The organism is Pseudomonas costantinii (assembly GCF_001870435.1).
GTDB lineage: Bacteria > Pseudomonadota > Gammaproteobacteria > Pseudomonadales > Pseudomonadaceae > Aquipseudomonas > Aquipseudomonas costantinii.
In genome coordinates this window covers 35,254-58,740 of the sequence record NZ_MDDR01000023.1, presented here as the reverse complement: position 1 = coordinate 58,740, position 23,487 = coordinate 35,254, and the positions used below count along the sequence as shown (strand labels likewise).

Below are 23,487 nucleotides of genomic sequence, written 5' to 3'. Positions count from 1 at the left end.
GCGGTCTATCCCAAACCTCTTCAGAAAGCCGATAACCCCAATCAGCTCTGGAGTGCCGATTACAAAGGTCAGTACCTGACGGGGGATGGTGCCTGGTGTTACCCCTTGACCGTAATGGATCACGCGAGTCGCTTTTTATTGGCATGTGAAAGCATGCCCAGCACGACCTTTCAGGAGGCCAAGGCAGCCTTCGAACGCCTATTCAAAACGTATGGGATGCCTGAACGGATCCGCACAGATAATGGTGTTCCCTTTGCCAGTAGCGGGCGCGCAGGGTTATCCCAGTTATCGATCTGGTGGGCGCGCTTAGGCATCATCCACGAACGGATTCAGCCAGGCAGACCAGAGCAAAACGGGCGGCATGAGCGCATGCACCGAACGCTGAAAAGCACGCTACCAAGACCACCAGAGGTCGATTGGGGAGCTCAACAGAGACACTTTGATCTTTTCATACAGCATTACAATCATGAACGGGTGCATGAGGCCCTCGGGCAGAAAACACCTGGTTCTTGTTACACAAACTCCCAGCGAATGTATCCGGAACAGCTACCGAAAATGAGATATCCGACTCATGTGGAAGCCTACCGGGTGGACTCCAATGGGGTGGTTTACCGAGGGCGGCTCAGAATTTATGTGGGTAATGTGCTCAAGCATGAAATAGTAGGTTTAGAGAGCATAAGCGAAGGTGTTTGGGACATTGTTTTTGGCCCGATTGTCTTGGGCCGCATCGATGAAAAGGATGTAAAGGAAGATTACGTAACGCTCAAAGTGATCAGAAGTAAGTGACCTGGTGTTACCCATGTGACTGAACTCTTTTGTTACCTATGTGGTTGATCCCTTCACTTGCCCCACCACTCGGCACCTCGCCTAGGCTCGGTGTGCCCGCCCGCAGGCTTGAATCCGTGGGCCGCCGCGATGGGCCATCCTTGGCCCAGCGCGGCTAACCCGGCGTCCTGCCGGGTTACCCACGGATTCAAGCCTGCGTGCGGCCAGCGTGGTTAATGGGGCGCCTGAGATCAAGATCACAAGCAGATCAAAAGCAGAGCACGGCGGCCTGAAAGCCGACCTGAGTGGTGTGGAGCAAAAGCCAGATCAGAAGCAGGGCGGATTGCAGTCTCCCTGATGTATGGAGAGCAAAAATGTGGGAGCTGGCTTGCCTGCGATGCAGACACCTCGGTGTATCAGGCACACCGAGTTGATGCCATCGCAGGCAAGCCAGCTCCCACATTATTAGACCGCTTTTGATCTACACCACTCAGGTCGGCTTTCAGGCCGCCGTGCTGTTGCTTTTGACTTTGATCTTAGGCGCCCCGTTAAACCACGCTGGCCGCAAGTAGGCACGGTGGAGCGGGGAAACCGGCAAGGATGCCGGTTTAGCCGCGCTGGGCCAGGGATGGCCCATCGCGGCGACCCGCGGAGCCGTGCCGGAGTGCGGGCACACCGAGCCACAGCGAGGTGCCGAGTGGTGGGGCAAGAGCGTTTTGGTTACTTTGCCGCTTTTGCAAAGTGACCCGCCGTAAGGGCGGAACCCATATCAATCACAACCCAAAAAACGGATATACCCCCAATCAGCGACGCGCCTCCAACCACTCCAACCCCGTCCGCCAAACGCAAATCCCAAGAAAGTAAGCCGACATCACCGACCACAACCCAAACGTCCAAGGATTAGTATTCGGATAATCCACCACCATCAAAAAGCTGCACAACAACCAGATCGTCGTCACCGCGATATTCAGCGGCATAAACCGCTTCACCCGAAACGGATGCAAAAACTTCATCGGCGTAACCGTCAGCAGCGCCAACCCAATCACCGTTCCCAATGTCACCCAGGCGTGCGGCTGAATGATGTACACACACAACGCCACTACGTTCCAGGCAGCAGGAAAACCGACAAAGTAGTTGTCCTTGCTCTTCATGTTCACATTGCAGAAGCAGAACAACGACGACACCAGGATCACCGACACCGTAAACAGGTGGGTAAAGTCCGGCAGGCCGATATAGCGGTAGATAAACAGCGCGGGAATAAACACATAGGTCAGGTAATCAATCACCAGATCCAGCACCGAACCGTCAAAGCTCGGCAGCACCGTGCTCACATTGACCCGGCGCGCCAGGGAGCCATCGACGCCATCGACCACCAACGCCAGGCCCAGCCAGAGCAGGCAAGCCTTGGGCGAGTTTTCCAGCAGGGCCAGGGTGGCCAGGAAGGCCAGCACCACACCGGTGGCGGTAAAGCCGTGGGCGCCCCAGGCTTTGAGTCTGGCTACATGCAGGGTCGATATCACGGGCGGCTCTCCAAAAGGTGAAACAGGGCAGCCGACAACGTAACGCCGTCGAGTCTGGCCGGGGGAATGCAGGTATCGACCGGGAAGGGGGTCATAAGGTTCACCACCCCGGTGTATCACTTAGCGTAGCAAGCGTAGGACGTTTCGGCATCAGCCCTGACGGAACACCAGTGCCTTTAACCCACTCTGTGGGTCGATATCGGGAAATTCCGGTGGGTTTTCCAATCGCTCGACAAAGCGCAGGCCCGGTGCCTCGCGGGTTACGCCGTCGATCAGGAAGCCTTCGCCGAACGCCGGGTCGTTCATGCACGCCAATACGCTGCCCTGCGGCGTGAGCAAGTCCGGCAGGCGACGCAGTACACGCTGGTAGTCCTTGGTCAGCAGGAAACTGCCTTTCTGGAAGGACGGCGGGTCGATGATGACCAAGTCATAGGGGCCGCTGTTGGTGACTTTGGCCCAGGACTTGAACAGGTCGTGGCCCAGAAAAGTGACTTTGCTCAGGTCATGACCATTCAGGCGATGGTTGTCGCGGCCACGGCTCAGGGCGCCGCGCGCCATGTCCAGGTTCACCACATGCTCGGCGCCGCCCTCGATGGCCGCCACAGAGAAACCGCAGGTGTAGGCAAACAGGTTCAGCACCCGCAGGCCCTTGGCCTGTTCGCCTACCCAGTTGCGGCCGTAGCGCATGTCGAGGAACAGCCCGCTATTCTGTTTCTTACCCAGGTCGATCAGGTAGCGCAGACCGCCTTCGGTAATGGTCAGCTCGTCGATGGCCTCACCCACCAGCCATTCGGTGGTGCTTTGCGGCAGGTAGCGGTGTTGCAGGGCGAGCGTATGCGCGCCGAACCCAGCCCATTCGATCTGTAGCAGCAGTTGCTTCAAGGCTTCCAGTTGCGCGGCCTCGGGTTCCTTGAACAACGAAACCAGTACCACGCCTTGCAACCAGTCCACCGTCAATTGCTCCAGGCCCGGCCAGCAGCGGCCACGGCCGTGGAACAGGCGGCGGGTTTCAGCCGGAGGGCTGGCCAGCGCGGTGAGCAAGTGAGCGTGCAGGGTAGCGAGTGCGTCTGGGTTCATCGTTTAGCGTCGGTCATTGAGCGGGCGGCATTTTAAACACAGTTGTGAGCTTTCGGGGGGGCTTGAGCACAACGTGCTGGAGAAATACGGATTGGCAGTGATTCATGCTCAAAATGCTGAAACGTACACCTGATAACAGGCAAAAAATCCTTTGGCAGCGACATAAACTGGAAAAAAAGCCCGGAGGTGCCCATGAACGGTTTCGCGAGTGCAGTGAATCACACAGCCTTGGATCAGGCAGAGCTGGACGAATGGCGCGACGCCCTGGCCTCGCTGGTGGCCAACGCCGGGCCTGCGCGGGCGCGGCAGATTCTCGACCTGTTGGCCCGTGAAGGCAGCGCCCCGCACATCGACTGGAAACCGCGTCACGGCACGGCCTACATCAATAGCATCAGCGTCGAGCAGCAGCCGGCCTTTCCCGGCGACCTCGCCACCGAGGAGCGCCTGGCCTCGCTGGTGCGCTGGAACGCCTTGGCCATGGTGGTGCGCGCCAACCAGGCGTATGGCGAACTGGGTGGACATATCGCCAGTTACGCCAGTGCGGCGGATTTATTCGAGGTGGGCTTCAACCACTTTTTCCGGGCACGTAATGCAGGCTTTGGCGGCGACCTGGTGTTTTACCAACCGCATTCCGCTCCCGGTATCTACGCCCGTGCCTTTCTTGAAGGGCGCCTCACTGAGCAAGACCTGGCTCATTATCGCCAGGAAATCGGTGGGCCCAAGGTAGGCGCGCGCGGGCTTTCCAGTTACCCCCATCCTTGGTTGATGCCGGACTTCTGGCAGTTCCCCACCGGTTCCATGGGCATTGGTCCCATCAGCTCGATTTTCCAGGCGCGCTTTATGCGCTATCTGCAGCATCGGGGCTTGCAGGACACCACCGACCGCCACGTCTGGGGCGTATTCGGCGATGGCGAAATGGACGAACCGGAAAGCATGTCGGCCCTGACCCTGGCTGCTCGCGAAGGCCTGGACAACCTGACCTGGGTAGTCAACTGCAACCTGCAACGCCTCGACGGCCCGGTGCGCGGCAATGGGCGAATCATCGATGAACTGGAAGCGTTGTTCGCCGGTGCCGGCTGGAACGTGATCAAGCTGGTGTGGGGTTCGGACTGGGATGCCTTGCTGGCCAAGGACGCCGATGGCTCGTTGGTCAACACGCTATCGAACACCGTCGACGGGCAATTCCAGACTTTCGCCGCCAAGGACGGCGCCTATAACCGCGAGCACTTTTTCGGCCAGAGCGAAGCCCTGGCCAAGTTGGTTGATGGCATGAGCGATGAACAGATCGACCGCCTCAAGCGCGGTGGCCACGACATGGTCAAGATTCACGCCGCCTACCATGCAGCGCAGCGGGTCAAAGGCAGGCCCACGGTGATCCTGGCCCAGACCAAAAAGGGCTTCGGCATGGGCGAGGCCGGGCAGGGCAAGATGACCACCCACCAGCAGAAGAAACTCGATCGCGAGGCACTGATCGCCTTCCGCAATCGCTTCCAGTTGCCGCTGACGGATGAGCAGACCGAGTCGTTGAGCTTCTTCAAACCGGCGGATGACAGCCTTGAATTGCGCTACCTGCATCAACGGCGTAACGCGCTGGGCGGTTATGTGCCCGGTCGCAGTCAGGTTGCAGCATCGGTCAGCGTGCCGCCGGTAGCGGGTTACGCGGGTTTCGCCACGGCAGCCGAAGGCAAGGAAATGTCCACCACCATGGCCTTTGTGCGCATGCTCACCAACCTGCTCAAGGACAAGGGCCTTGGCCCGCGTATCGTGCCCATCGTGGCGGATGAGGCGCGTACCTTCGGCATGGCCAACCTGTTCAAGCAGATTGGCATCTATTCCAGCGTCGGTCAGCGTTATGAGCCGGAAGACATCGGCTCGATCCTCAGCTACCGCGAAGCCACCGACGGGCAGATTCTGGAGGAGGGCATCAGCGAAGCCAGCGCCATCAGCTCCTGGGTCGCGGCGGCTACCAGCTATTCGGTACATGGCCTGCGCATGCTGCCGTTCTACATCTATTACTCGATGTTCGGCTTTCAGCGTGTCGGCGACTTGATCTGGGCCGCCGCCGACCAACGCGCCCGTGGCTTCTTGTTGGGGGCCACCGCTGGCCGCACGACGTTGGGCGGCGAAGGTTTGCAGCACCAGGACGGCAGCAGCCACCTGACCGCTGCCACCGTGCCCAATTGCCGGGCTTACGATCCAGCGTTTGCCGGGGAATTCGCGGTGATCCTCGACCACGGCATGCGCCAAATGCTCGAACAGGATGTCGATGAGTTCTACTACGTCACCCTGATGAACGAAAATTACCCACAGCCGACCCTGCTGCAAGGCGTTGAAGCGGCGATCATCAAGGGTATGTATCGCCTGCAAGGGGCATGCGACGCCAAGGTGCGTTTGCTCGGTTCCGGGACGTTGGTGCGTGAAGCCCAGGCTGCGGCGCAATTGCTGGCAGAGGATTGGCAGGTCGCGAGCGAAGTGTTCAGCGTCACCAGTTTCAGCGAGCTGGCGCGGGATGCTCGGGAGGTGGAGCGCTGGAATCGGCTGCACCCGCAGGAGGCTGCACGGGTGAGTCATGTGAATTCATGCCTGCCCCAAGGTTCGCCAGTGATTGCAGTATCCGACTATGTACGGGCAGTTCCGCAGATGATTGGTTCGTATCTGGATTCCAGCTACACCGTGCTGGGCACTGATGGGTTTGGCCGCAGCGATACCCGGGCGGCGTTGCGTGATTTCTTTGAGGTGGATCGCCATCACCTTGTGCTGGCTGCGCTGACGGCATTGGTGGAGCAGGGGAGTCTGGGGCGGGAGGTGTGTCAGCAGGCGATTGAGCGTTATGGCTTGCAGGCCGAGCGCGATCCGTCCTGGACTTCCTGACTGCCACAAATCCACATGTGGGAGCGAGCAAGCCCGCTCCCACATGGGTTTTGTGGTGATCTTCAGAGAGTAGCTATCAATGCAGCTCCAAACGTCTCGCGCAGAAACCCCGGCGCGATATACCGCTCGTAATGTGCCTCGGACAATAGAAAGAACTCTCGGTCGATCGCATCCCGCAGATCCGCAAGGCTGCGCTCACGAAACTCCGGCAACAACGCCAGCCCATACGCATCCAGCTTGGAGATCACCCTCGCGCCCCGGGCAATCAACTGGTACGCCCAGCAATACGGCGACTGGTGCGGCATAAAACGAATCTTGCGATTTTCAAGTTGCAGGCGCAGCAGGTGCGCATCAAACACCTCCAACTTGCTGGTCATCACCTGTACCAGCAATTGTTCCAGACGCAACCACACCGCCTGTTTTTCCTCGGCGTTGTAGCCGTTCCACTGGATCACTTCATGGTGATAACGCTTGCAGCCCCGGCAGACCAGGTCCCCGTAAACGGTGGAGCACAGACCGACGCAGGGCGTCTTGATGGTTTGGTTGGGCATAAATGGCTTGCTTGCAAAATCTAGAGAACACCGCAGACCCCATGTGGGAGCAGGCGTGCTCCCACATTTTTGGATCTGTGTCGTTGATTAGTCCCAGCTCAGCGCGCCGCCAGTTTGGTACTCGATCACACGGGTTTCGAAGAAGTTCTTCTCTTTCTTCAAGTCCATAATCTCGCTCATCCAAGGAAACGGATTCGTTGTCCCCGGATACTCTTCTTTCAAACCAATCTGCGACAGGCGACGGTTAGCGATGAACTTCAGATAATCCTCCATCATCGCCGCATTCATCCCCAACACCCCACGCGGCATGGTATCGCGAGCGTATTCAATCTCCAGCTGCGTCCCCTGCAAAATCATCTGGGTCGCTTCTTCCTTCATCTCGGCATCCCACAAGTGCGGGTTTTCGATTTTGATCTGGTTGATCACATCGATACCGAAGTTCAGGTGCATCGACTCGTCGCGCAGGATGTACTGGAACTGTTCGGCCACGCCGGTCATTTTGTTGCGACGGCCCATGGACAGGATCTGGGTGAAGCCGCAGTAGAAGAAGATGCCTTCCAGGACGCAGTAGTAAGCGACGAGGTTGCGCAGCAGTTCTTTGTCGGTGTCGACGGTGCCGGTTTCGAACTTCGGATCGGAGATCGAGCGGGTGTACTTGAGGCCCCAGGCGGCCTTTTTGGCGACCGATGGAATCTCGTGGTACATGTTGAAGATCTCGCCTTCATCCATGGCCAGCGATTCGATGCAGTATTGGTAAGCGTGGGTGTGGATCGCTTCTTCGAAGGCCTGGCGCAGGATGTACTGGCGGCACTCCGGGTTGGTGATCAGGCGGTACACGGCCAGGACCAGGTTGTTGGCCACCAGGGAGTCGGCGGTGGAGAAGAAGCCGAGGTTGCGCATGACGATGCGGCGTTCGTCGTCGGTCAGGCCTTCGGGGTTTTTCCACAGGGCGATGTCGGCGGTCATGTTGACCTCTTGCGGCATCCAGTGGTTGGCGCAGCCGTCGAGGTACTTTTGCCAGGCCCAGTCGTACTTGAAGGGCACGAGTTGGTTGAGGTCGGCGCGGCAGTTGATCATGCGCTTTTCGTCAACGGCGACACGGGCGGAGGCGCCTTCGAGTTCGGCGAGGCCTTCGGCGACATCCAGGCTATCGAGAGCGGCCTTGGCGCGGATAATCGCGGCGGAGTCGTTGGCGGTCACGTGACGCGCTTCCAGTGCGGCGGCAGCACCGGCACCGTCGAGGCGGTCCATGTTGGCTTCGGTGGCGTGGCCGGCGTTGGCGCCTTTGATCACCGCTGCACCGGTGTCTTCGTTGTCGACTTCATCCCAACTCAACATTGAAATACTCCTTCCTGGTCTGTTCTGACGGCATGTGAGCCCGTCCAAAAATATGCGGTTTGCAGGCTACTAGGCATTGAAATACTGCGGATAGTGTGGTCGGAAAAAACCGATACTGCACACTATGTAGTGGTCTGTTTTGTTTGTGGGCACACTATATGGTGTGTGGCACAGTAGGTCAACGCACACGATGTGCGGTCTTGGGTCGCTGCCAGACGCCCAGTCGGCTATAAAGCTTGAGTTCATTGATTGCACATGGAAACTCAAGGGAATGAAAAAAATACTGATCCGTCCAGCCACGCTCAAAGACGCTGAAAGCATCTTTGAAGTGCATAAAAATTCCGTCGAAAACCTCTGTAATGACGACTACAGCCCCGAACAGATTGCCATGTGGCTCGACGGCCGTTCGCCCGAGACTTACCGTGAGGCCATCACTGCCGGTAATCTGTGGCTGGCGCACACCGATAGGTTGCAAGGTTTCATCGAAATCGATGGACATGAAGTCAGCAAACTATTTATCCGCGGTGATGCAGCCGGGCAGGGCATTGGTGCGCGTTTGCTGAACGAAGCGTTACAGCGCATCAAAACCGCCGGCCACGCCAAGGCTTACCTGGAAGCGACCCTCACCGCCGAAAAATTCTATGCCGCTTTCGGCTTTCGCAAGGTCGGCGAGGGTACGTTCAGCCGTGGCAACAGCCCGGTTTCCATCGAGATCATTAAGATGGAACTCGACCTGTAACGGGGCCATGAGAAAAACTCACAGCCCCATGACTTTTAATGGTTACGGCCGCTTCGAAGTCCAGTGCTAAAAATTCGCAGACAAGCTCCCCATAACAACAACGAGCGTTTGCGAAAATGAAAGCACTTGATCTGTACATCGGCGAAGGCTTCGAAGGCCCAGGCGTCAATGCTGCCCATATCAACATCCTCATCGGCCCACGTAATGGCCCGGCCGGCCAGGCCTTTGCCAATAGTCTCGCATCCCCAAGCCAGGGCCATTGCCCATTCATGGTGATCGCCCAGCCGAACATCCCGGTCAAACCCATGACCCTCTACGTCAACAAAGCTGAAATCAGCAGCGACCTGCACGGCAATGCCACCTGGGGCGCGTCCCAGGCCGGGATCGCCAAGGCGGTCCTCGAAGCCTTGCTGGATGGCACCTTGCCGCCGGAAGCCGAGGACGAGTGGGCCATCGTCACCGCGAACTGGGTCAACCCGGGCTGCGATGACCTCGACGCGGTTTACCTGAACAACTACAACGCTTGCCGAACCGCGATCCGCGCCGCCCTGACCGGCACGCCGTACACCGCGCAGTTGGCCGATGTGGTCAACCACATCAGCAACCCTTTCTACACGCCAAAGGCCTGAGGAGATTCCCATGCAATACATTCGTTTGGGCAACTCCGGCCTGCAAGTATCGCGTCTGTGCCTGGGCACCATGAACATGGGCACCCCGGACTGGAAACCGTGGATCTTCGACGAAAAACAAAGCGAGCCGATCGTCGCCCACGCCCTGGACAACGGCGTCAACTTCATCGACCTGGCCGACTTCTATTCGGCGGGTGTCGGCGAAGAAGTGGTAGGGCGCATCCTCAAGCGCGTGGCGCGGCGTGAAGACATCGTGGTTACCACCAAGGTCGGCTACGGCACCCGCAGCGGCATCAATGCCAGCGGCCACTCGCGCAAGCACATCATGGACAGCATCGACGCCTCCCTCAGCCGCCTCGGCATGGATTACGTCGACGTGTTCATGCTGCATTACTTTGATGTGAACACCCCTGTCGAAGAAACCATGAGCGCCATGAACGACATCGTACGTTCCGGCAAGGCGCGCTACATCGGCGTGTCGACCATGCTCACCGGCCAACTGGCGAAAATCCTCATGGCTTGCGAGCGTAATGGCTGGGTCAAGCCGATCAATATGCAGCTGCAACTGAACTGCGCCTACCGTGAAGAAGAGCGCGAGATGATCCCGTTCTGCCGCAACCAGGGCTTGGGCGTCTCGGTGTTCAGCCCGCTGGCGCGTGGTTTGCTCACCGGCGAAGTGCAGTCGACCCGTAACCAAACCGACTTCTTTACCCAGCAGATGTACAGCGACCAGGCGTCGTTCGATATCGCCCATTCGGTACAACGCGTGGCGCGTGCCCGTGGTGTATCGAATGCGCAGATCGCTCAGGCTTGGGTCGCCAATCACCCTGGCGTCGACGTGATGCTGGTGGGCGCCGACACCACCGCGCAGTTCGACAGCGCCTTGGCAGCCTTGGACACCCAATTGGATGCCGAAGAGCTGCACGAGCTGGAACGCAATTACACCCCGTGCGATGTGATCAACGACTACACCGCCGGCAAGCGCATCCTGCGTGAGGCCCGTCCGGGCCAGGACCGTTTCAACCTGATTGAGGCCGTGGCATGAACCCGCTGATTCGCACTGGTAATTACATCGATGGCCAATGGTCCAGCGGTGGCCCGACTTACCCGGTGGTCAACCCGGCCAATGGCGCGCTGATCGTTGATGTCCAACGTGCCGCCGCCGAAGAAACAGACCTGGCCATCGACGCCGCCAACCGCGCCTTGCCGGCCTGGCGCAAGCTCACGGCCAAGGAGCGCAGCCAGCGCCTCAAGCGCTGGAGCGAGTTGATGCTCAGCAACCAAAAGGACCTGGCGCAACTGCTCAGCCTGGAACAAGGCAAGCCCCTGGCCGAAGCCATGGGCGAAGTGGTCTACGCCGCGAGCTTTCTGGAATGGTTCGGTGAAGAAGCCAAGCGCGCCTACGGCGACGTGATTCCGAGCCACAAGGCGGATGCGCGGATCATTGTCGTGAAGGAAGCCATCGGCGTGGTCGCCGCGATCACCCCGTGGAACTTCCCCCTGGCCATGGTCACCCGCAAGGTCGGTCCGGCGTTGGCGGCAGGTTGCACCATGATCCTCAAACCGTCGGAAGAGACGCCGTTGTCGGCGTTTGCCCTGGCAGTACTGGCCGAGCAGGCGGGTATCCCGGCCGGTGTGTTCAACATTGTCTCCGGCGATGCCGTGGCCATCGGCGGTGCCCTGCAAGCCTCCAGCGTGGTGCGCAAGCTGTCGTTCACCGGCTCCACGCGCACCGGCAAATTGCTGATGCGCCAGGCGGCAGACACCCTGAAAAAAGTCTCCCTGGAACTGGGCGGCAACGCGCCGTTTATCGTGTTCGACGATGCCGATCTGGACGCCGCCGTCAAGGGCGCGATGGCGTCCAAGTTCCGCAACACCGGGCAAACCTGCGTGTGCGTCAACCGCTTCTTCATCCAGGACGGTGTGTACGACGCCTTCACCCGCAAGCTGGCCGAAGCGGTCAGCGCGATGCGCGTCGGCAGCGCCCTGGACGGCGAAACCGAACAGGGCCCGTTGATCAACGCAGCGGCGTTGGCCAAGGTCGAAGCGCATGTGGGTGATGCCTTGGAGAAGGGCGCCAAGTTGCTCTGCGGCGGCCGTCGTCATGCCTTGGGCGGGACGTTCTTTGAACCGACCATCCTCACCGAAGCCCACGGCGACATGTTGATTGCGCAAGAAGAAACCTTCGGCCCGGTGGCGGCGTGTTTCCGCTTCAGTGATGAGGCAGAGGTATTGCAACGCGCCAATGACACGCCGTTCGGTTTGTCGGCGTACTTCTACAGCCGCGATATCGGCCGCGTATGGCGTATGGCCGAAGGCCTGGAAGCCGGCATGGTCGGCATCAACGAAGGAATTATCTCCACCGAAGTCGCGCCGTTTGGCGGTATCAAGGAATCAGGCCTGGGCCGTGAAGGCTCCAAGTACGGCCTGGATGACTATCTGGAGATCAAGTACCTGCTGATGGGTGGTCTGTAAAACACCACCGCCCCCTGTAGGCGCTGGTAAGCCAGCTCCTGCAGGGAATGCAGCTTGCCCGCTGTTACTCCGTCAAGAAAAACAATATGGAGAACACCATGACCGCTCAACCCGTTAATATCGACGACCTGCCGATCGGCCGCTTTCACCTGAAAATCGCCGGCCTGACCTTCGGCGCGCATTTTACCGACGGCTATATCCTCGGCCTGATCGGTATCGCCTTCACCCTGCTTAGCCCGCAGATGCAACTTGATGCGTTCTGGCAAGGCTTGATCGGCGCTTCGGCCCTGATCGGTCTGTTTTTGGGCAGCCTGTTTTTCGGCTGGATCTCCGACACCCTCGGGCGACAGAAAATCTTCCTGGTCAGCTTTGTGCTGATTACCGTGGCGTCGGTGATGCAGTTCTATGCCGAGACAGCCATGGGCCTGTTGCTGTGCCGCATCCTCATTGGCATCGGCCTGGGTGGGGATTTCAGTGTTGGCCATGCGATGCTCGCTGAGTTCTCGCCGAAGAAACACCGTGGCGTGCTGCTCGGTTCGTTCAGCGTGATCTGGACCTTCGGTTATGTCGCGGCGACCTTTGTCGGCACTGCCATGCTCAGCCTGGGTGATGATGCCTGGCGCTGGATGCTGGCGTCCTCCGCAATCCCGGCCGGATTGATCCTGCTCGCGCGTATTGGCACCCCGGAATCCCCGCGCTGGCTGGTCAACCGTGGTCGCATCGCTGAGGCCCGCGCCATCGTCAAAAAGCACCTGGGTGAACATGTGGTGCTGGATGAGGAACCGTCCATAAAAAAACGTTCCGGCTACGGCGTGTTGTTCAGCCGTGAATACCGTAAGCGCACCGCGTTCAACTGCCTGTTCTTTGTGTGCATCGTGATGCCGTATTTCGCGATCTACACCTTCCTGCCGTCGATCCTGCAGAAGATGGGCCTGTCCCAAGGTTTCGGCACTGAGCTGCTGCTGAACCTGCTGCTGATTGTCGGTGCGCTGATGGGCATCTGGTGCACGGTGAAGTTCTCGCGGCGAGGCTTTTTGATCAACTCCTTCATCATCCTTGCGGCGGCGTTGTTCCTGCTGGCGGTGTTGCCGGGCAGCCTGGCATGGCTGATGGTGTTGACGTTCGGCGTGTTCACCCTGGTGCTGTCGGCGGTCAGCAATCTGGTGGGCGTATTCCCGGCGGAAAGCTTCCCCACCGAAGTGCGCGCCAGCGGTATCGGCCTGGCGACGGCGGTGAGCCGCTTGGGTTCGGCGATCAGTACCTTTCTGCTGCCGGTGAGTGTGGCCGGGATTGGCTTGAGCCCGACCATGGGCATTCTGGCGGCGATCCTGGTGTTTGGCGCGATCATCTCCTGGGCCTGGGCGCCGGAAACCAAGGCGTTGACCTTGAGCCAGGCGTGCAAGGCCGAGGCGCCACCGGTGTCAGGGATTGCTGACCTGGCCCAGCCACTGCGTAAACAACCGAACCTTGGATAGGCCCTGCTTTTCCGTCGCCACATCCAGCCAATAGCCATAGGGGCCGATCACTTCCACGGGAGTGATCGGCAGCAGGCTGCCATTGGCCAGCTCGCGTTCGATCATCTGCCGGTCGATCACGGCTAATCCACCGCCTGCCAGGGCGGTGTGAATCACCTGGTCCAGGGTGCTGAATTCCAGCCCCCGGTCCGCATCGATGTCCTCTCGGCCCATGGCCGCCAGCCAGTTCTCCCAGACCTTCAAACGCTTGCCGTCGTGCAGGATGTGCAGCAATGGAAGGCGACGCAGGTCGGGTGGTTGGCCATCGCTGAACAGCTCCGGGCTGGCCACGGCAATGTGGCGTTCCATCACCAGCAATTCGCTGCTGCACTGCGCGGCGGGCTCAAGGCCAAAGCGAATCTGACAGTCGATTTCCGCCAGGCTGTCGTGGCTGCTCTGGTGGGTAACGCTGAGGTTGATATCCGGGTAACGCTCGCAAAAACGCCGCAGGTGTGCGGATAACCAACGGGTGGCCCAGGTGGGTGGCGCGACGATACGCAGGCGCTGGCGCAGGTTGGGTACGCGCACAGCTTGCAGGGCGCGCTCGATATGGTCGAAGGCGTCGCTCAGGTGCGGGGAGAGGGCGAAACCGGCTTCGGTCAGGGACAGGCCTTGGGGCGTGCGGATGAAGAGGGCGACGCCGAGGTAGTCTTCCAGCTGTTTGATTTGGCGGCTGACCGCGCCTTGGGTCACATTGAGGCCCACGGCGGCCTGGCTGAAGCTGCGATGGCGGGCGACTTCTTCGAAGACGCGGAGCATGTTGAGGGAGGGCAGTTGGCGCATGAAAAGGATTCCACACTTATTGTTTTTATGTTGTTTCTGGCGGCCTCATCGCAGGCAAGCCAGCTCCCACATTTGGTTGGCGGCGCGGTCAAAATGTGGGAGCTGGCTTGCCTGCGATGGCGTCAGTGATGACGCCTATTAGAAGTAATAACCAATGTTCATGTACAGCTGATTCTCCCACTGATTACTACCCCCAGCCCCCAGGCTTTGGGTATAGCTGCTGCCCCCAATATACGGGTCGTTCTTGCCGATCAACCACTCCGTCGCGATCCACAACTTGCTGAACGAAAACGAGGTCCCCAGGATCACCCGCTGCGAGGTCTTGAACTCATTTTCAGACTTGTCGAACGCGCTGTAGTTGGCATACAGCTTCACCCCACTGATCTGATCGAACAGGTACTTGCCACCCACGTCATAACTCAAATCCGCCACGTACAAGTTGCCGCGACTGGCGACGTTGAAGGTGCCGTCATACCCGCCCAGCGTCACCACACCATCGGTGCCTTCATTGCGCGGTGACATTTGCTGGCGCGCCGCCTGCAATTGAATGCCCCACGGGCCGTTTTTGCCCAGGTAGTGGATGGCCACGGCGTTGCGGCGGCCGTCGTTGCCGGTGTCTTTGTTTTCCAGGGTCGAGGTGAGGCCGGAGAGGCCGACTTCGGACTTCCAATTACCCAGGTCCATGGCCTTGGCCACGCGCACCACTACGGTGTTGCGTTCTTGGTTATTGCTGCCATCGGCCACGTAGCTGTCGGCTTTGGAGACCACGCTGGAGTAGGTCACGCCATTGCTCGTGCCCTTGCCTTGCCACGCCGGACGCACGTAGTAACCGGCCTGGATATTCCAGTCGCCACTTTGCTGGATGTATTTGGCGCCGACCTGTTGCACGTCTTCCAGACCGATCACGTTACCCAGGGTTTCGTAGAAGGTGCTGCCGAAATACGGCTGCAAGCCGAACGGCACGGTGTTCAGACCCACTTGCACCTGCTGCTCGGGGTTGAACTTGTAGCCAACCCAGGCAAATTTGGCGAACTGGATATCCCCGTAGTTCTTGGTGTACTGGTAGGGGTACGAACGCCCGTAGAAGCGGTATTGCGCCTCACCGATCCAGGTGTCGGAGTTGTACTTGGCGCTGAGGAACGCGGTGTCGAGGCCGAACTTCTGGATGTCGCGGTCCGGGTCATAGTCCCAACGCGCGCGGACGGCACCGCCGAGGTCGAGGTTGTCGGTGACCTGGATGGCCATGGCCGGTGCCGCAAGGGCACCGAGCACGGGGGCCAGGGCGAGGTAACGTAGGGTTGGTCGCATGATTTCGCTCTCGTTATTGGTTTTTTTTGGCAACAGCAGCCCATTGCCGCAGCGAACGCTGCGACGCAGGGAAAAGGGTCAAACTCAGTGCGCGGCGGGACGGATCAGCCGTAGCGGTGGCCCGCCTGTGGGCAGTTCCGATGCGCCCGGCGCTGCCGCCAGCAACGCCTGGGTGTAGGCGTTTTGCGGCCGCAGCAACACCTGTTCGGCGGTGCCGTATTCGACGACTTCACCCTGGCGCATCACCGCGATGTGGTCGCTGATCTGCGCCGCCACGCGCAGGTCGTGGGTGATAAACAGGATGCTCAGGTTCAGCTTTTTCTGAAGGTCGGCCAGCAGCTCCAGCACTTGTTTTTGCACCGACACATCCAGCGCCGAAACGCTTTCATCGGCGATCAACACTTCCGGGCGCATCGCCAGTGCGCGGGCGATGCCGATGCGCTGGCGCTGACCGCCGGAGAACTGCCGGGGTTTGCGCTGCAACGCGTCGCGCTTGAGGCCCACTTGTTCGAGCAGGTCACCGGCTTCGGCCCAGGCGTCCTTGGCGGACAACCCACGTAATTGCGCGGCGCGGGCGATGATGTCGCCGACGCGGTGCCGTGGGTTCAGGGAGCCGTAAGGGTCCTGGAAGATCATTTGGATACGCCGCCGATTGGCCGCCAGGGCCGAGCCGCGCAAGGCCAGGAAGTCGGTATCGCCGACCCACACATGGCCGCTGTCGCTGTCCACCAGACGGATCGCGGCTTTGACCAAGGTGCTTTTGCCCGAGCCGGACTCGCCCACAATCGCCAGCGTCTTACCCTGTGGCAGGTTCAATGACACATTGCGCAGCGCCGCGACCGAGCTGCCGCCGACGTTGTAGGTCTTGGTCAGGTTTTCGATGCGCAACGCCAACTCGCCATCGGCACACGGCGCGTGTAGTTCCGGATGCAGCGCCGGCACCGCCGCGATCAGCTTGCGGGTGTAGGCGTGGGCCGGGGCATTCAGCACCTGGTCGCGCTCGCCGATTTCCACCAGGCGTCCGCCTTCCATCACGGCGATACGGTCGGCAATCTGCGCCACCACACCGAAGTCGTGGGTGATAAACAGAATGCCGTGCTGACCACGCCCGCGCAGGTCGCGCACCAGCTTCAACACCTGGGCCTGGGTGGTCACGTCGAGGGCCGTGGTGGGTTCATCGGCGATCAACAGGTCCGGGTTCATCGCCAATGCCATCGCGATCACCACGCGCTGGCATTGGCCGCCGGACAGTTGATGAGGAAAGCTGTTGGCGATGCGCGGCGGGTCTGGCAACTGGGTGGATTCCAGCAGCGCGAGCATGCGTTCGCGACGCTCGGCGGCGGGCATCTTTGGCGCGTGGATATCGAAGATTTCTTCGACTTGCTTGCCAATCCGAATCGCCGGGTTCAGCGCCGCCATCGGCTCCTGGAAAATCATCGCGATCCGGTTACCGCGCAGTGCGCGCAACCGCGCGTCACTCAGGGTGCAGATATCGTCGCCGAGGAAGTCGATGACCCCGCCGGCATGCTGCAGACCCTTGGCGTAATCGCCCATGATCGCCGCCGACAGCACCGATTTACCTGAGCCGGACTCGCCGATCACACAGAGGATTTCACCCTTGCGCACTTCCAGGCTGATGCCTTGTACGGCGTGGCTGCGGTCCGCGCCCTTGGGCAGTTCGATGGACAGGTTGTCCACCCGCAATACCGTTTGATGGCTGCTCATGCTCATGCTCATGCTCATGCTCAACTCCTTGCGCCTTGCTGCGCGTGTTCATCCAGCCCGTCGGCGAGCAAGCTCAGGCCAAGCATCAGGGTGGAGATGGCGATGCACGGGAAGATCACCAGGTGCGGAAAGGTAATGGCCATGGCGCGGCCGTCGTTGATCATGCCGCCCCAGTCCGGGGTGGGCGGTGGCAGTCCCAGGCCGAGAAAACCCAGGGCGCCGATCATGATCGCGGTGTAGCCAATGCGCAGGCAGAAGTCGACGATCAACGGGCCGCCGCAGTTGGGCAGGATTTCCACCAGCATGATGCGCAGCGAGCCTTCGCCTTGGGTGATGGCGCTGAGCACATAGTCGCGCGAGCGGATATCAATGGTCAGCGCACGCATGATGCGGAAAATCGCCGGTGCACTGGTGAACGTCACCGCAATCAGGATGTTCAGCGCCGACGCGCCGAGGGCGATGATGATCACGATGTACAACACCAGCACCGGAAACGACAGCACGGTGTCGGCCACATAAGACAGCACTGCATCGACCCAACCGTTGAAGTAACCGGCGCATAGGCCCATGGCAATGCCTACCGCAAACGCGGTGAGGGTGGCGAGGATCGACCAGAACAGCACCGTGCGCGTACCCCAGATCAGCCGCGAAAGAATGTCGCGGCCGATCATGTCGGTGCCCAGCAGGAAGCTTGCGCCGTCATCACCAGCGGTCATTGGCGTGAGCAGTGGGGTAAAGCTTTCCAGCGGATCATGGGGTGCCAGCCATGGCGCACCGAGTGCGATCAGCACCCAGCCGCCCACCAGCAACAGGCCGAGCAGGGCCAGGGGATGTTTGAAGGTTTTCAGGAAGTTCATTGGCTGCCTCCGCCGAGACTGCGCAGGGTGATGCGCGGGTTGAGCCAGGTGTAGGCTAGGTCCGAGAAGATCTTGCTGGTGCCCACCACCACGCCGCTGATCATTGCGCAGGCTTCGATCAGGTAGACGTCATGGTTGAGGGACGCGGTGTAGAGCATTGAGCCGAAGCCCTTGTAGGCGAAAAACACCTCGACCACGATCACGTTCGACAGCAGCCAGGGGATGTACAACATGATCACCGTGACCGGCGCGATCAGCACATTGCGCAGCGCATGCCGCAGCACGATGCGCGTGGTCGACGCGCCCTTGAGCCGCGCGGTGCGGATATACGGTGCCTGCATCACCTCGACCATCGAGGCGCGGGTAATCCGCGCCAGGTAGCCGATGCCGAACAGGCACAGCACCATCAGCGGCAGCACCAGTTCCACGGCGCTGAAACCATCGCTCATGCTGCTCACACCTGGCAGCCAGTTGAGCCAGAACACAAAGATTGCCGAGACAAACACCGCGCTGGCGAAGTCCGGAATCGAGGTGGTGACGATCGACAGGAACGACACCAGCCGGTCGATCGGCGAGCCTTGGCGGACCCCGGCGAGAATGCCCAGGGTCAGCGCCACCGGCACCATCACCAACAAGGCCAGCCCGGCCAGGGTCAGGGTTTGCCAGAGGTTAGGCAGCAACAGCTTGAGCACTGGCTCACGGAAATACACCGAGGTGCCCCAGTCGCCAGTCACAAAATCTTTCAGCCACACCAGGTAGCGCCACACAAATGGCTGGTTGTAGCCGTGTTCCACCAGCCATGCGGCGCGCTGGTCGGCGGCGGAGTAGGGGCCGAGGACGTTGATCGCGACGTCCTCAATATTCAGTTCCAGGGCCAGGAACACGATCAGCGACACCGACAGCAGAGTTGCCACCAGCATCAGCAATTTGCGTAATAGAAATTCAGCCATGCTTGCACGCTCCGGCTAATCAAGGGATTCGCCGCGCGGGCGCAAGCCTGCGCGGCGGGCGGCGGCGCGTTGAATCACGCGCTCAACCACACCTCATCCATCGGGTAGAAGTCGGACGGGTGCACGCGAAAGCCCTGCACCTTTTTGCTGGCAGCGGTGAATTTATCGCCCCAGAACGGCTGCACCATCACGCAAGCGTCTTGCAGGATGCGTTCGACTTTTTCCATGGCCACGGCGCGTTGCTTGGGATCGATGATGCCCATCGCGGTATCCAGCGCGGCGTCGAACGCCGGGTCGCTGTAGTGGCTTTCATTCCAGGCACCGCCGCTGCGGTAGGCCAACTCCAACGACATCACACCCAATGGGCGATGGGCCCAGTAAGTCAGGCTGAAGGCGGCCTTGTCCCAAATCGGCCAGTACTGGGTGGCCGGGATGACCTTGAGGTTGATTCGGATACCGGCTTCCAGGCAGTTCTGTTGCAGGATCTGCGCGCAGTCCTGTTCATAGCGGCCCTGGGTATTGCCGACGATCAGGTCGATGTCGATGCCATTTGGGTGCCCGGCGTCGGCCAGCAGTTTCTTCGCGGCGGCCACGTCACGGTTGCGCTTGGGCAGCGGGAAATATTCGGGGTGGGAGGGTGCCACATGGTGGTCTTCGCCCAGGGTGCCCATGCCGCGATACGCGATCTTGAGCATTTGGGCGTTGTCGGCACACAGCACCACAGCCTTGCGGATGCGCAGGTCGTCGAAGGGCTTTTGGTCGCAGGCCATGCGCATCACCACGGTCTGTGCGGATTTGCAGGTCAGCAACTGTGCGCCGGGCAGGCGTTTGGCCAGGTCCAGCTCGGCCACCGTTACGCGATACAACACATCCACCTGGCCGGCTTGCAGCGCGGCGAGGTGGGTGGAGATATCGGTGCCCATGTCGACGTAACGCAACTCGTCGAGATTCGCCGGTTTGCGCCAGTAATCAGCGCGCTTGGCGAAGGTCGCCTGCTTGTTCACCGCAAACGACACCAGCTTGAACGGCCCGGTGCCCAGCGGGTTTTTGGCCCAGTCATCACCGGCTTTAAAGCTGCGGTGCACAATGGCGCAGGTGAACGCGTTGAGCATCTCCGGGATCGCCAGCATCGGCCGCTTGAGTTGCAGGCGGAACTGGTAGTCGCTGAGTTTTTCGAAGGCTTTGATGTCCTGGAACGCGGTGCGGTTGACCGACTTGGAGTCGGCGGCAATCCAGCGCTCAATGTTGTGTTGCACATCGTCGACGTTGAAGGTATCGCCGTTGCTCCACTTCACGTCCTGGCGCAGGTTGAAGGTCCAGGTGGTGAGGTCTTCGGACGGGCTCCAGCTCTCGGCGAGGTAAGGGTGAGTGATGTTGTCGGCGTCGACCCAGGTCAGGTATTCCAGCGAGTTGCGCAACAGGTTCGAGGCTTCGATCCAGGTGATCAGCATCGGGTCCTGGATTTCCTGGATGGCGCACGCGAACCGCAGGCTGCCACCTTGGCGGGCGGGAGCGGCGTCGGCGGCCAGGGCATCGTTACCCAGTAAGGCCGAGCCGATAAAGCTTGAGGCGCTGGCCACGGTGATGCCCAGCAGGGCGGCGGTGCGCAGGAATTGGCGGCGGTTGATCTCGCCGCTCTGCACTTGGGCACACAGATCATTTACGGCTGGATGCGCCAGGGCGCCGTCCAGGGTCGTCAAGTCTTTCATAAGCCTCTCCGGTACTTGCGAATATGCGTTTTTGTTGAACCGCAAGGGTCAGTGGCAAGCGCGATGCGCGCGCAGCCGAGACCGCTGTGAAACCGGCAGAAGAACAAGGCAAAACGAAGTCAGGAGGCGGGCAATGGGATAGGACATAGGGCAGCTCTCATGTTGTTTTTATTAGAGATGCCCGCAGTTTTGTCATTTGCGCAAAGATCGACAAACGACAAATACTGCGACGTAACCTTCTATAAATGCATGTTACTGGTCCGCCTTGCCTACGCCCCTTGATTGATCGTTCCCACGCTCTGCGTGGGAATGCATCCGTTGACGCTCTGCGTCATCCTTGCAAAGCCAGGACGCAGAGCGTCCGGTGCGGCCTTCCCACGCAGAGCGTGGGAACGATCATGTGAGGTATTACCGCAACAGGCGCGGGTCGAACGGGTAGTCGGAGAGCAACTCGATGCCGTGTTCGTGGATGTAGATTTGTTCTTCGAGCTTCACGCCTTCGCCGCCGTCGTCGTGGCCAATGTAGCTTTCCACGCAGATGGTCATGCCCGCCTCGAACACACCGTCATAGCCCAGCGCATCGATGTCTTCGCGGTGCACCACATAAGGGTATTCACCGGTCATGCCAACGCCGTGTACCAGGGCGAAATAGCGGTTGTTCTTGTAATGGTCGGGAATCTTCCAGGCCATCTCGGCGTATTCCTTGAAGCTGCGCCCGGCCTTGAGCATTTCGACGTTGGTTTGCACCTGCTCGTAGGCGAGTTTGTACAGTTCTTGCTGCTTGGCGGTGGCGGCCTGATCGCCACACAAAAACGTGCGAGAGAAGTCCGCGTAGTAGCCGAAACGCCCGACCACGTCGGTGTCGAGGGCCACCAGATCACCGGCTTCAATCGGTCGGGTGCTGCATTCCTGGAACCACGGGTTGGTGCGCGGCCCGGAGGACAGCAGACGGGTTTCGACGTAGTCGCCGTCGGTGGCGATCACATGCTGGTGCAGGTGCGACCACAGCTGGTTCTCGGTGATGCCGGGGGTGAGTTTGCTTTCCATCAGGCGCACCCCGGCCTCGGTGGCACGCAGGCTGGCGCGGATCATTTTCAGCTCGTTGGGCACCTTGATGCAGCGCGCACGCTCCAGCGGTTCCTGGGCGTCGAACACCTGGTAACCGAGCTTTTGCAGCTCGAACGCGGCTGCCGAGGTGGCGCTCTCGATGGCGATGCGTTTACCACCGCCGCACTTGCGCACCAACTCGTCGATTTCGGCGGCCCAGTCGGCGGTAACATTGCCTAAAAAGCTCTCGCAAAAATAATAGGAGATCGCCTTGGCCGGGCGTACTTCGTCCACGGTATTCAGGGTTTCGGCCAAGTGCAGGCAACCGCCGAATTCGAAGATCACCACCGGGCCTTCCGCCGGGATAAAGGCATAGCGCGCCGGGTTACGCGCCGAGTACACCTGCATGTTGCGTGAGCCAGTGGCGTAGCGCATGTGGGTGGGGTCGAACAGCACGCAGGCGGCGTAGTCGCGTTTTTTCAGTTCGTTGCGTACGCGTTGCAGGCGGTCCAGCTGGATTTGCTGGATCTCGTCGTAGGTTGGTTCGCAGTCGGCGGGGTTGCGGTTCGGGCCGGACAGACTCATGGGGTGTTCCTCGCAGGGCAAATACGGTCGGTGTTTTTCTAGGTATGTGTGGGCGGTGTCAGTCGAGCAATTGGTCGCTGCGCACCAGGTTGCGTTCGGCTTGCAGATGCGCTTCGGACAGGCGTCCGTAAAGCTGCTTGGTGCGTTGCGCACGGCCGATGATTCCGGGCTTTTCCGAGTAGGCAAAGATCGCCGTATTGCGCTCAGTGGCGCCTTCCACGCGGGTCACGCGGTGTACCGAGAAACGGCCCTTGAAGATCTGCAGGTCACCAGGGTTGAGTTCCAGCTCCTGCACCCGCGAGTGGTCTTCACCGCGTACCACTTTGCCTACGGCGCCGAGGTTTTCCTGGGTGCGTGAGCGAATCATCGGCGCGTATTCGAACAGGCCGCCGGCTTCGGGCTTCTGGGTCATCATGCTGACGATGAATTCGTTGGTGTCGAAGTGCCAAGGCTGTTCGGTGCCCTCGGGCATCACGTTGATCACCAGCCCGGCGAAGGGGTCGGCGTATTCGAAAATCTCCGGTTCATCGAGGCAGGCGCCGATAAAGCGTTTCATCATCGGCGACACATACAGGCGGTGGATGATCGCGTCGGGGGCGATCATGTCGCGGGTCACGAAGCCGCTGGTACGCTCCATGAATGTGCGGCGCGGGTCATCCTGGGGCAGGCTGGTATCGTCTTCGGTGAAGTAAGCGTTGACCTTGCGCACCGAATAAAACGTCTTGCCCGATAACGCCAAGCCTTCAAGGCGGGCCTGTTCCAGCGCTTCAGGGCGCAGAAAGTTCTTCAGCAGGCAGCAGCCATCCTCGGCCAGCTCGGCGCGTGCATGTTCGATCAGTGCCCGTAATTGAACATGGCCCGAATCATGTATGGGATAAAGGTCTGTATTAATGATGTCGCTGATATCACCGGTTTCGGCGTCGGCAAGTTTAAGACTCATACAGGGCTCCTGAAGTGATAAATGAACAGGTTGTTCTGTTGAGTTGATAGTTGCGTAAACCGGTTTGAAGTGGAAATTACAAGTTGTGATCGAATCCATCGGCA

General features: G+C 60.0%; 19 protein-coding genes. 7 read left to right on the top strand and 12 right to left on the bottom strand.

What is annotated here, in order from left to right:
• A partial coding sequence (locus BFL40_RS12380) for an integrase core domain-containing protein (protein ID WP_071484259.1) occupies positions 1-786 on the top strand: 786 nt, incomplete at its 5' end.
• A 782-nt stretch (positions 787-1,568) separates the two neighbouring features.
• On the opposite strand, the gene pcsA is transcribed toward BFL40_RS12380, so the two are convergent.
• Together pcsA and BFL40_RS12370 are read right to left on the bottom strand one after the other, a co-directional pair.
• On the bottom strand, positions 1,569-2,285 hold the full coding sequence (gene pcsA / locus BFL40_RS12375) for a phosphatidylcholine synthase (RefSeq protein ID WP_071484258.1): 717 nt from the start codon (positions 2,283-2,285) through the stop codon (positions 1,569-1,571).
• Positions 2,286-2,435: 150 nt separating this feature from the next.
• Complete coding sequence (locus BFL40_RS12370; RefSeq protein ID WP_071484257.1) at positions 2,436-3,362, bottom strand: class I SAM-dependent methyltransferase; 927 nt, start codon at positions 3,360-3,362, stop codon at positions 2,436-2,438.
• A 192-nt stretch (positions 3,363-3,554) separates the two neighbouring features.
• Here BFL40_RS12370 and mdeB point away from each other — a divergent pair, with 192 nt between their 5' ends.
• Entirely contained in the window at positions 3,555-6,233 is a 2,679-nt protein-coding gene (gene mdeB, locus BFL40_RS12365; RefSeq protein ID WP_071484256.1) for an alpha-ketoglutarate dehydrogenase, read from the top strand.
• Positions 6,234-6,295: 62 nt separating this feature from the next.
• Here mdeB and BFL40_RS12360 read toward each other — a convergent pair whose 3' ends face one another.
• Both BFL40_RS12360 and BFL40_RS12355 read right to left on the bottom strand, forming a co-directional pair.
• Positions 6,296-6,784: a DUF1289 domain-containing protein gene (locus BFL40_RS12360; RefSeq protein ID WP_071484255.1), complete on the bottom strand. Its 489-nt coding sequence runs from the start codon at positions 6,782-6,784 to the stop codon at positions 6,296-6,298.
• 87 nt (positions 6,785-6,871) lie between these two features.
• A complete protein-coding gene (locus tag BFL40_RS12355; protein WP_071484254.1) occupies positions 6,872-8,122 on the bottom strand; it encodes a ribonucleotide-diphosphate reductase subunit beta in 1,251 nt (416 codons plus the stop codon).
• 271 nt (positions 8,123-8,393) lie between these two features.
• Here BFL40_RS12355 and BFL40_RS12350 point away from each other — a divergent pair, with 271 nt between their 5' ends.
• The 5 genes from BFL40_RS12350 (at position 8,394) to BFL40_RS12330 (ending at position 13,440) form a co-directional block, all read left to right on the top strand.
• Positions 8,394-8,861 (top strand): GNAT family N-acetyltransferase, encoded by a 468-nt coding sequence (locus BFL40_RS12350; RefSeq protein ID WP_071484253.1) that lies wholly within the window; start codon positions 8,394-8,396, stop codon positions 8,859-8,861.
• 116 nt (positions 8,862-8,977) lie between these two features.
• Positions 8,978-9,490 carry a formaldehyde-activating enzyme gene (gene fae, locus BFL40_RS12345; protein WP_016974617.1) on the top strand — a complete coding sequence of 171 codons (513 nt, stop codon included), beginning with the start codon at positions 8,978-8,980 and terminating at the stop codon, positions 9,488-9,490.
• A gap of 10 nt (positions 9,491-9,500) precedes the next feature.
• A complete protein-coding gene (locus BFL40_RS12340) occupies positions 9,501-10,535 on the top strand; it encodes an aldo/keto reductase (RefSeq protein WP_071484252.1) in 1,035 nt (344 codons plus the stop codon).
• Positions 10,532-11,965, top strand: coding sequence for an NAD-dependent succinate-semialdehyde dehydrogenase (locus tag BFL40_RS12335; protein WP_071484251.1), 1,434 nt, complete (start codon positions 10,532-10,534; stop codon positions 11,963-11,965). The genes BFL40_RS12340 and BFL40_RS12335 overlap by 4 nt, the downstream gene beginning before the upstream one ends.
• A gap of 98 nt (positions 11,966-12,063) precedes the next feature.
• Complete coding sequence (locus BFL40_RS12330) at positions 12,064-13,440, top strand: MFS transporter (RefSeq protein WP_071484261.1); 1,377 nt, start codon at positions 12,064-12,066, stop codon at positions 13,438-13,440.
• On the opposite strand, the gene BFL40_RS12325 is transcribed toward BFL40_RS12330, so the two are convergent.
• From BFL40_RS12325 to BFL40_RS12290, 8 genes are all read right to left on the bottom strand, one after another.
• On the bottom strand, positions 13,387-14,262 hold the full coding sequence (locus BFL40_RS12325; RefSeq protein ID WP_071484250.1) for a LysR substrate-binding domain-containing protein: 876 nt from the start codon (positions 14,260-14,262) through the stop codon (positions 13,387-13,389). The genes BFL40_RS12330 and BFL40_RS12325 overlap by 54 nt on opposite strands.
• A 138-nt stretch (positions 14,263-14,400) precedes the next feature.
• On the bottom strand, positions 14,401-15,570 hold the full coding sequence (locus BFL40_RS12320) for a hypothetical protein (protein WP_071484249.1): 1,170 nt from the start codon (positions 15,568-15,570) through the stop codon (positions 14,401-14,403).
• An 84-nt stretch (positions 15,571-15,654) separates the two neighbouring features.
• Positions 15,655-17,295 carry a dipeptide ABC transporter ATP-binding protein gene (locus tag BFL40_RS12315; RefSeq protein WP_071484260.1) on the bottom strand — a complete coding sequence of 547 codons (1,641 nt, stop codon included), beginning with the start codon at positions 17,293-17,295 and terminating at the stop codon, positions 15,655-15,657.
• A 20-nt stretch (positions 17,296-17,315) separates the two neighbouring features.
• The gene (locus BFL40_RS12310; RefSeq protein ID WP_071484248.1) at positions 17,316-18,152 is read right to left on the bottom strand and encodes an ABC transporter permease; all 837 of its coding nucleotides are present in this window, start codon (positions 18,150-18,152) and stop codon (positions 17,316-17,318) included.
• Complete coding sequence (locus tag BFL40_RS12305) at positions 18,149-19,102, bottom strand: ABC transporter permease (protein WP_071484247.1); 954 nt, start codon at positions 19,100-19,102, stop codon at positions 18,149-18,151. Before BFL40_RS12305 ends, BFL40_RS12310 begins: the two co-directional genes overlap by 4 nt.
• 74 nt (positions 19,103-19,176) lie before the next feature.
• Complete coding sequence (locus tag BFL40_RS12300; protein WP_071484246.1) at positions 19,177-20,811, bottom strand: ABC transporter substrate-binding protein; 1,635 nt, start codon at positions 20,809-20,811, stop codon at positions 19,177-19,179.
• A gap of 408 nt (positions 20,812-21,219) precedes the next feature.
• Entirely contained in the window at positions 21,220-22,443 is a 1,224-nt protein-coding gene (locus BFL40_RS12295; RefSeq protein ID WP_071484245.1) for a M24 family metallopeptidase, read from the bottom strand.
• Positions 22,444-22,501: 58 nt separating this feature from the next.
• Positions 22,502-23,383 (bottom strand): HalD/BesD family halogenase, encoded by an 882-nt coding sequence (locus BFL40_RS12290; RefSeq protein ID WP_071484244.1) that lies wholly within the window; start codon positions 23,381-23,383, stop codon positions 22,502-22,504.
• Positions 23,384-23,487: the final 104 nt, after the last annotated feature.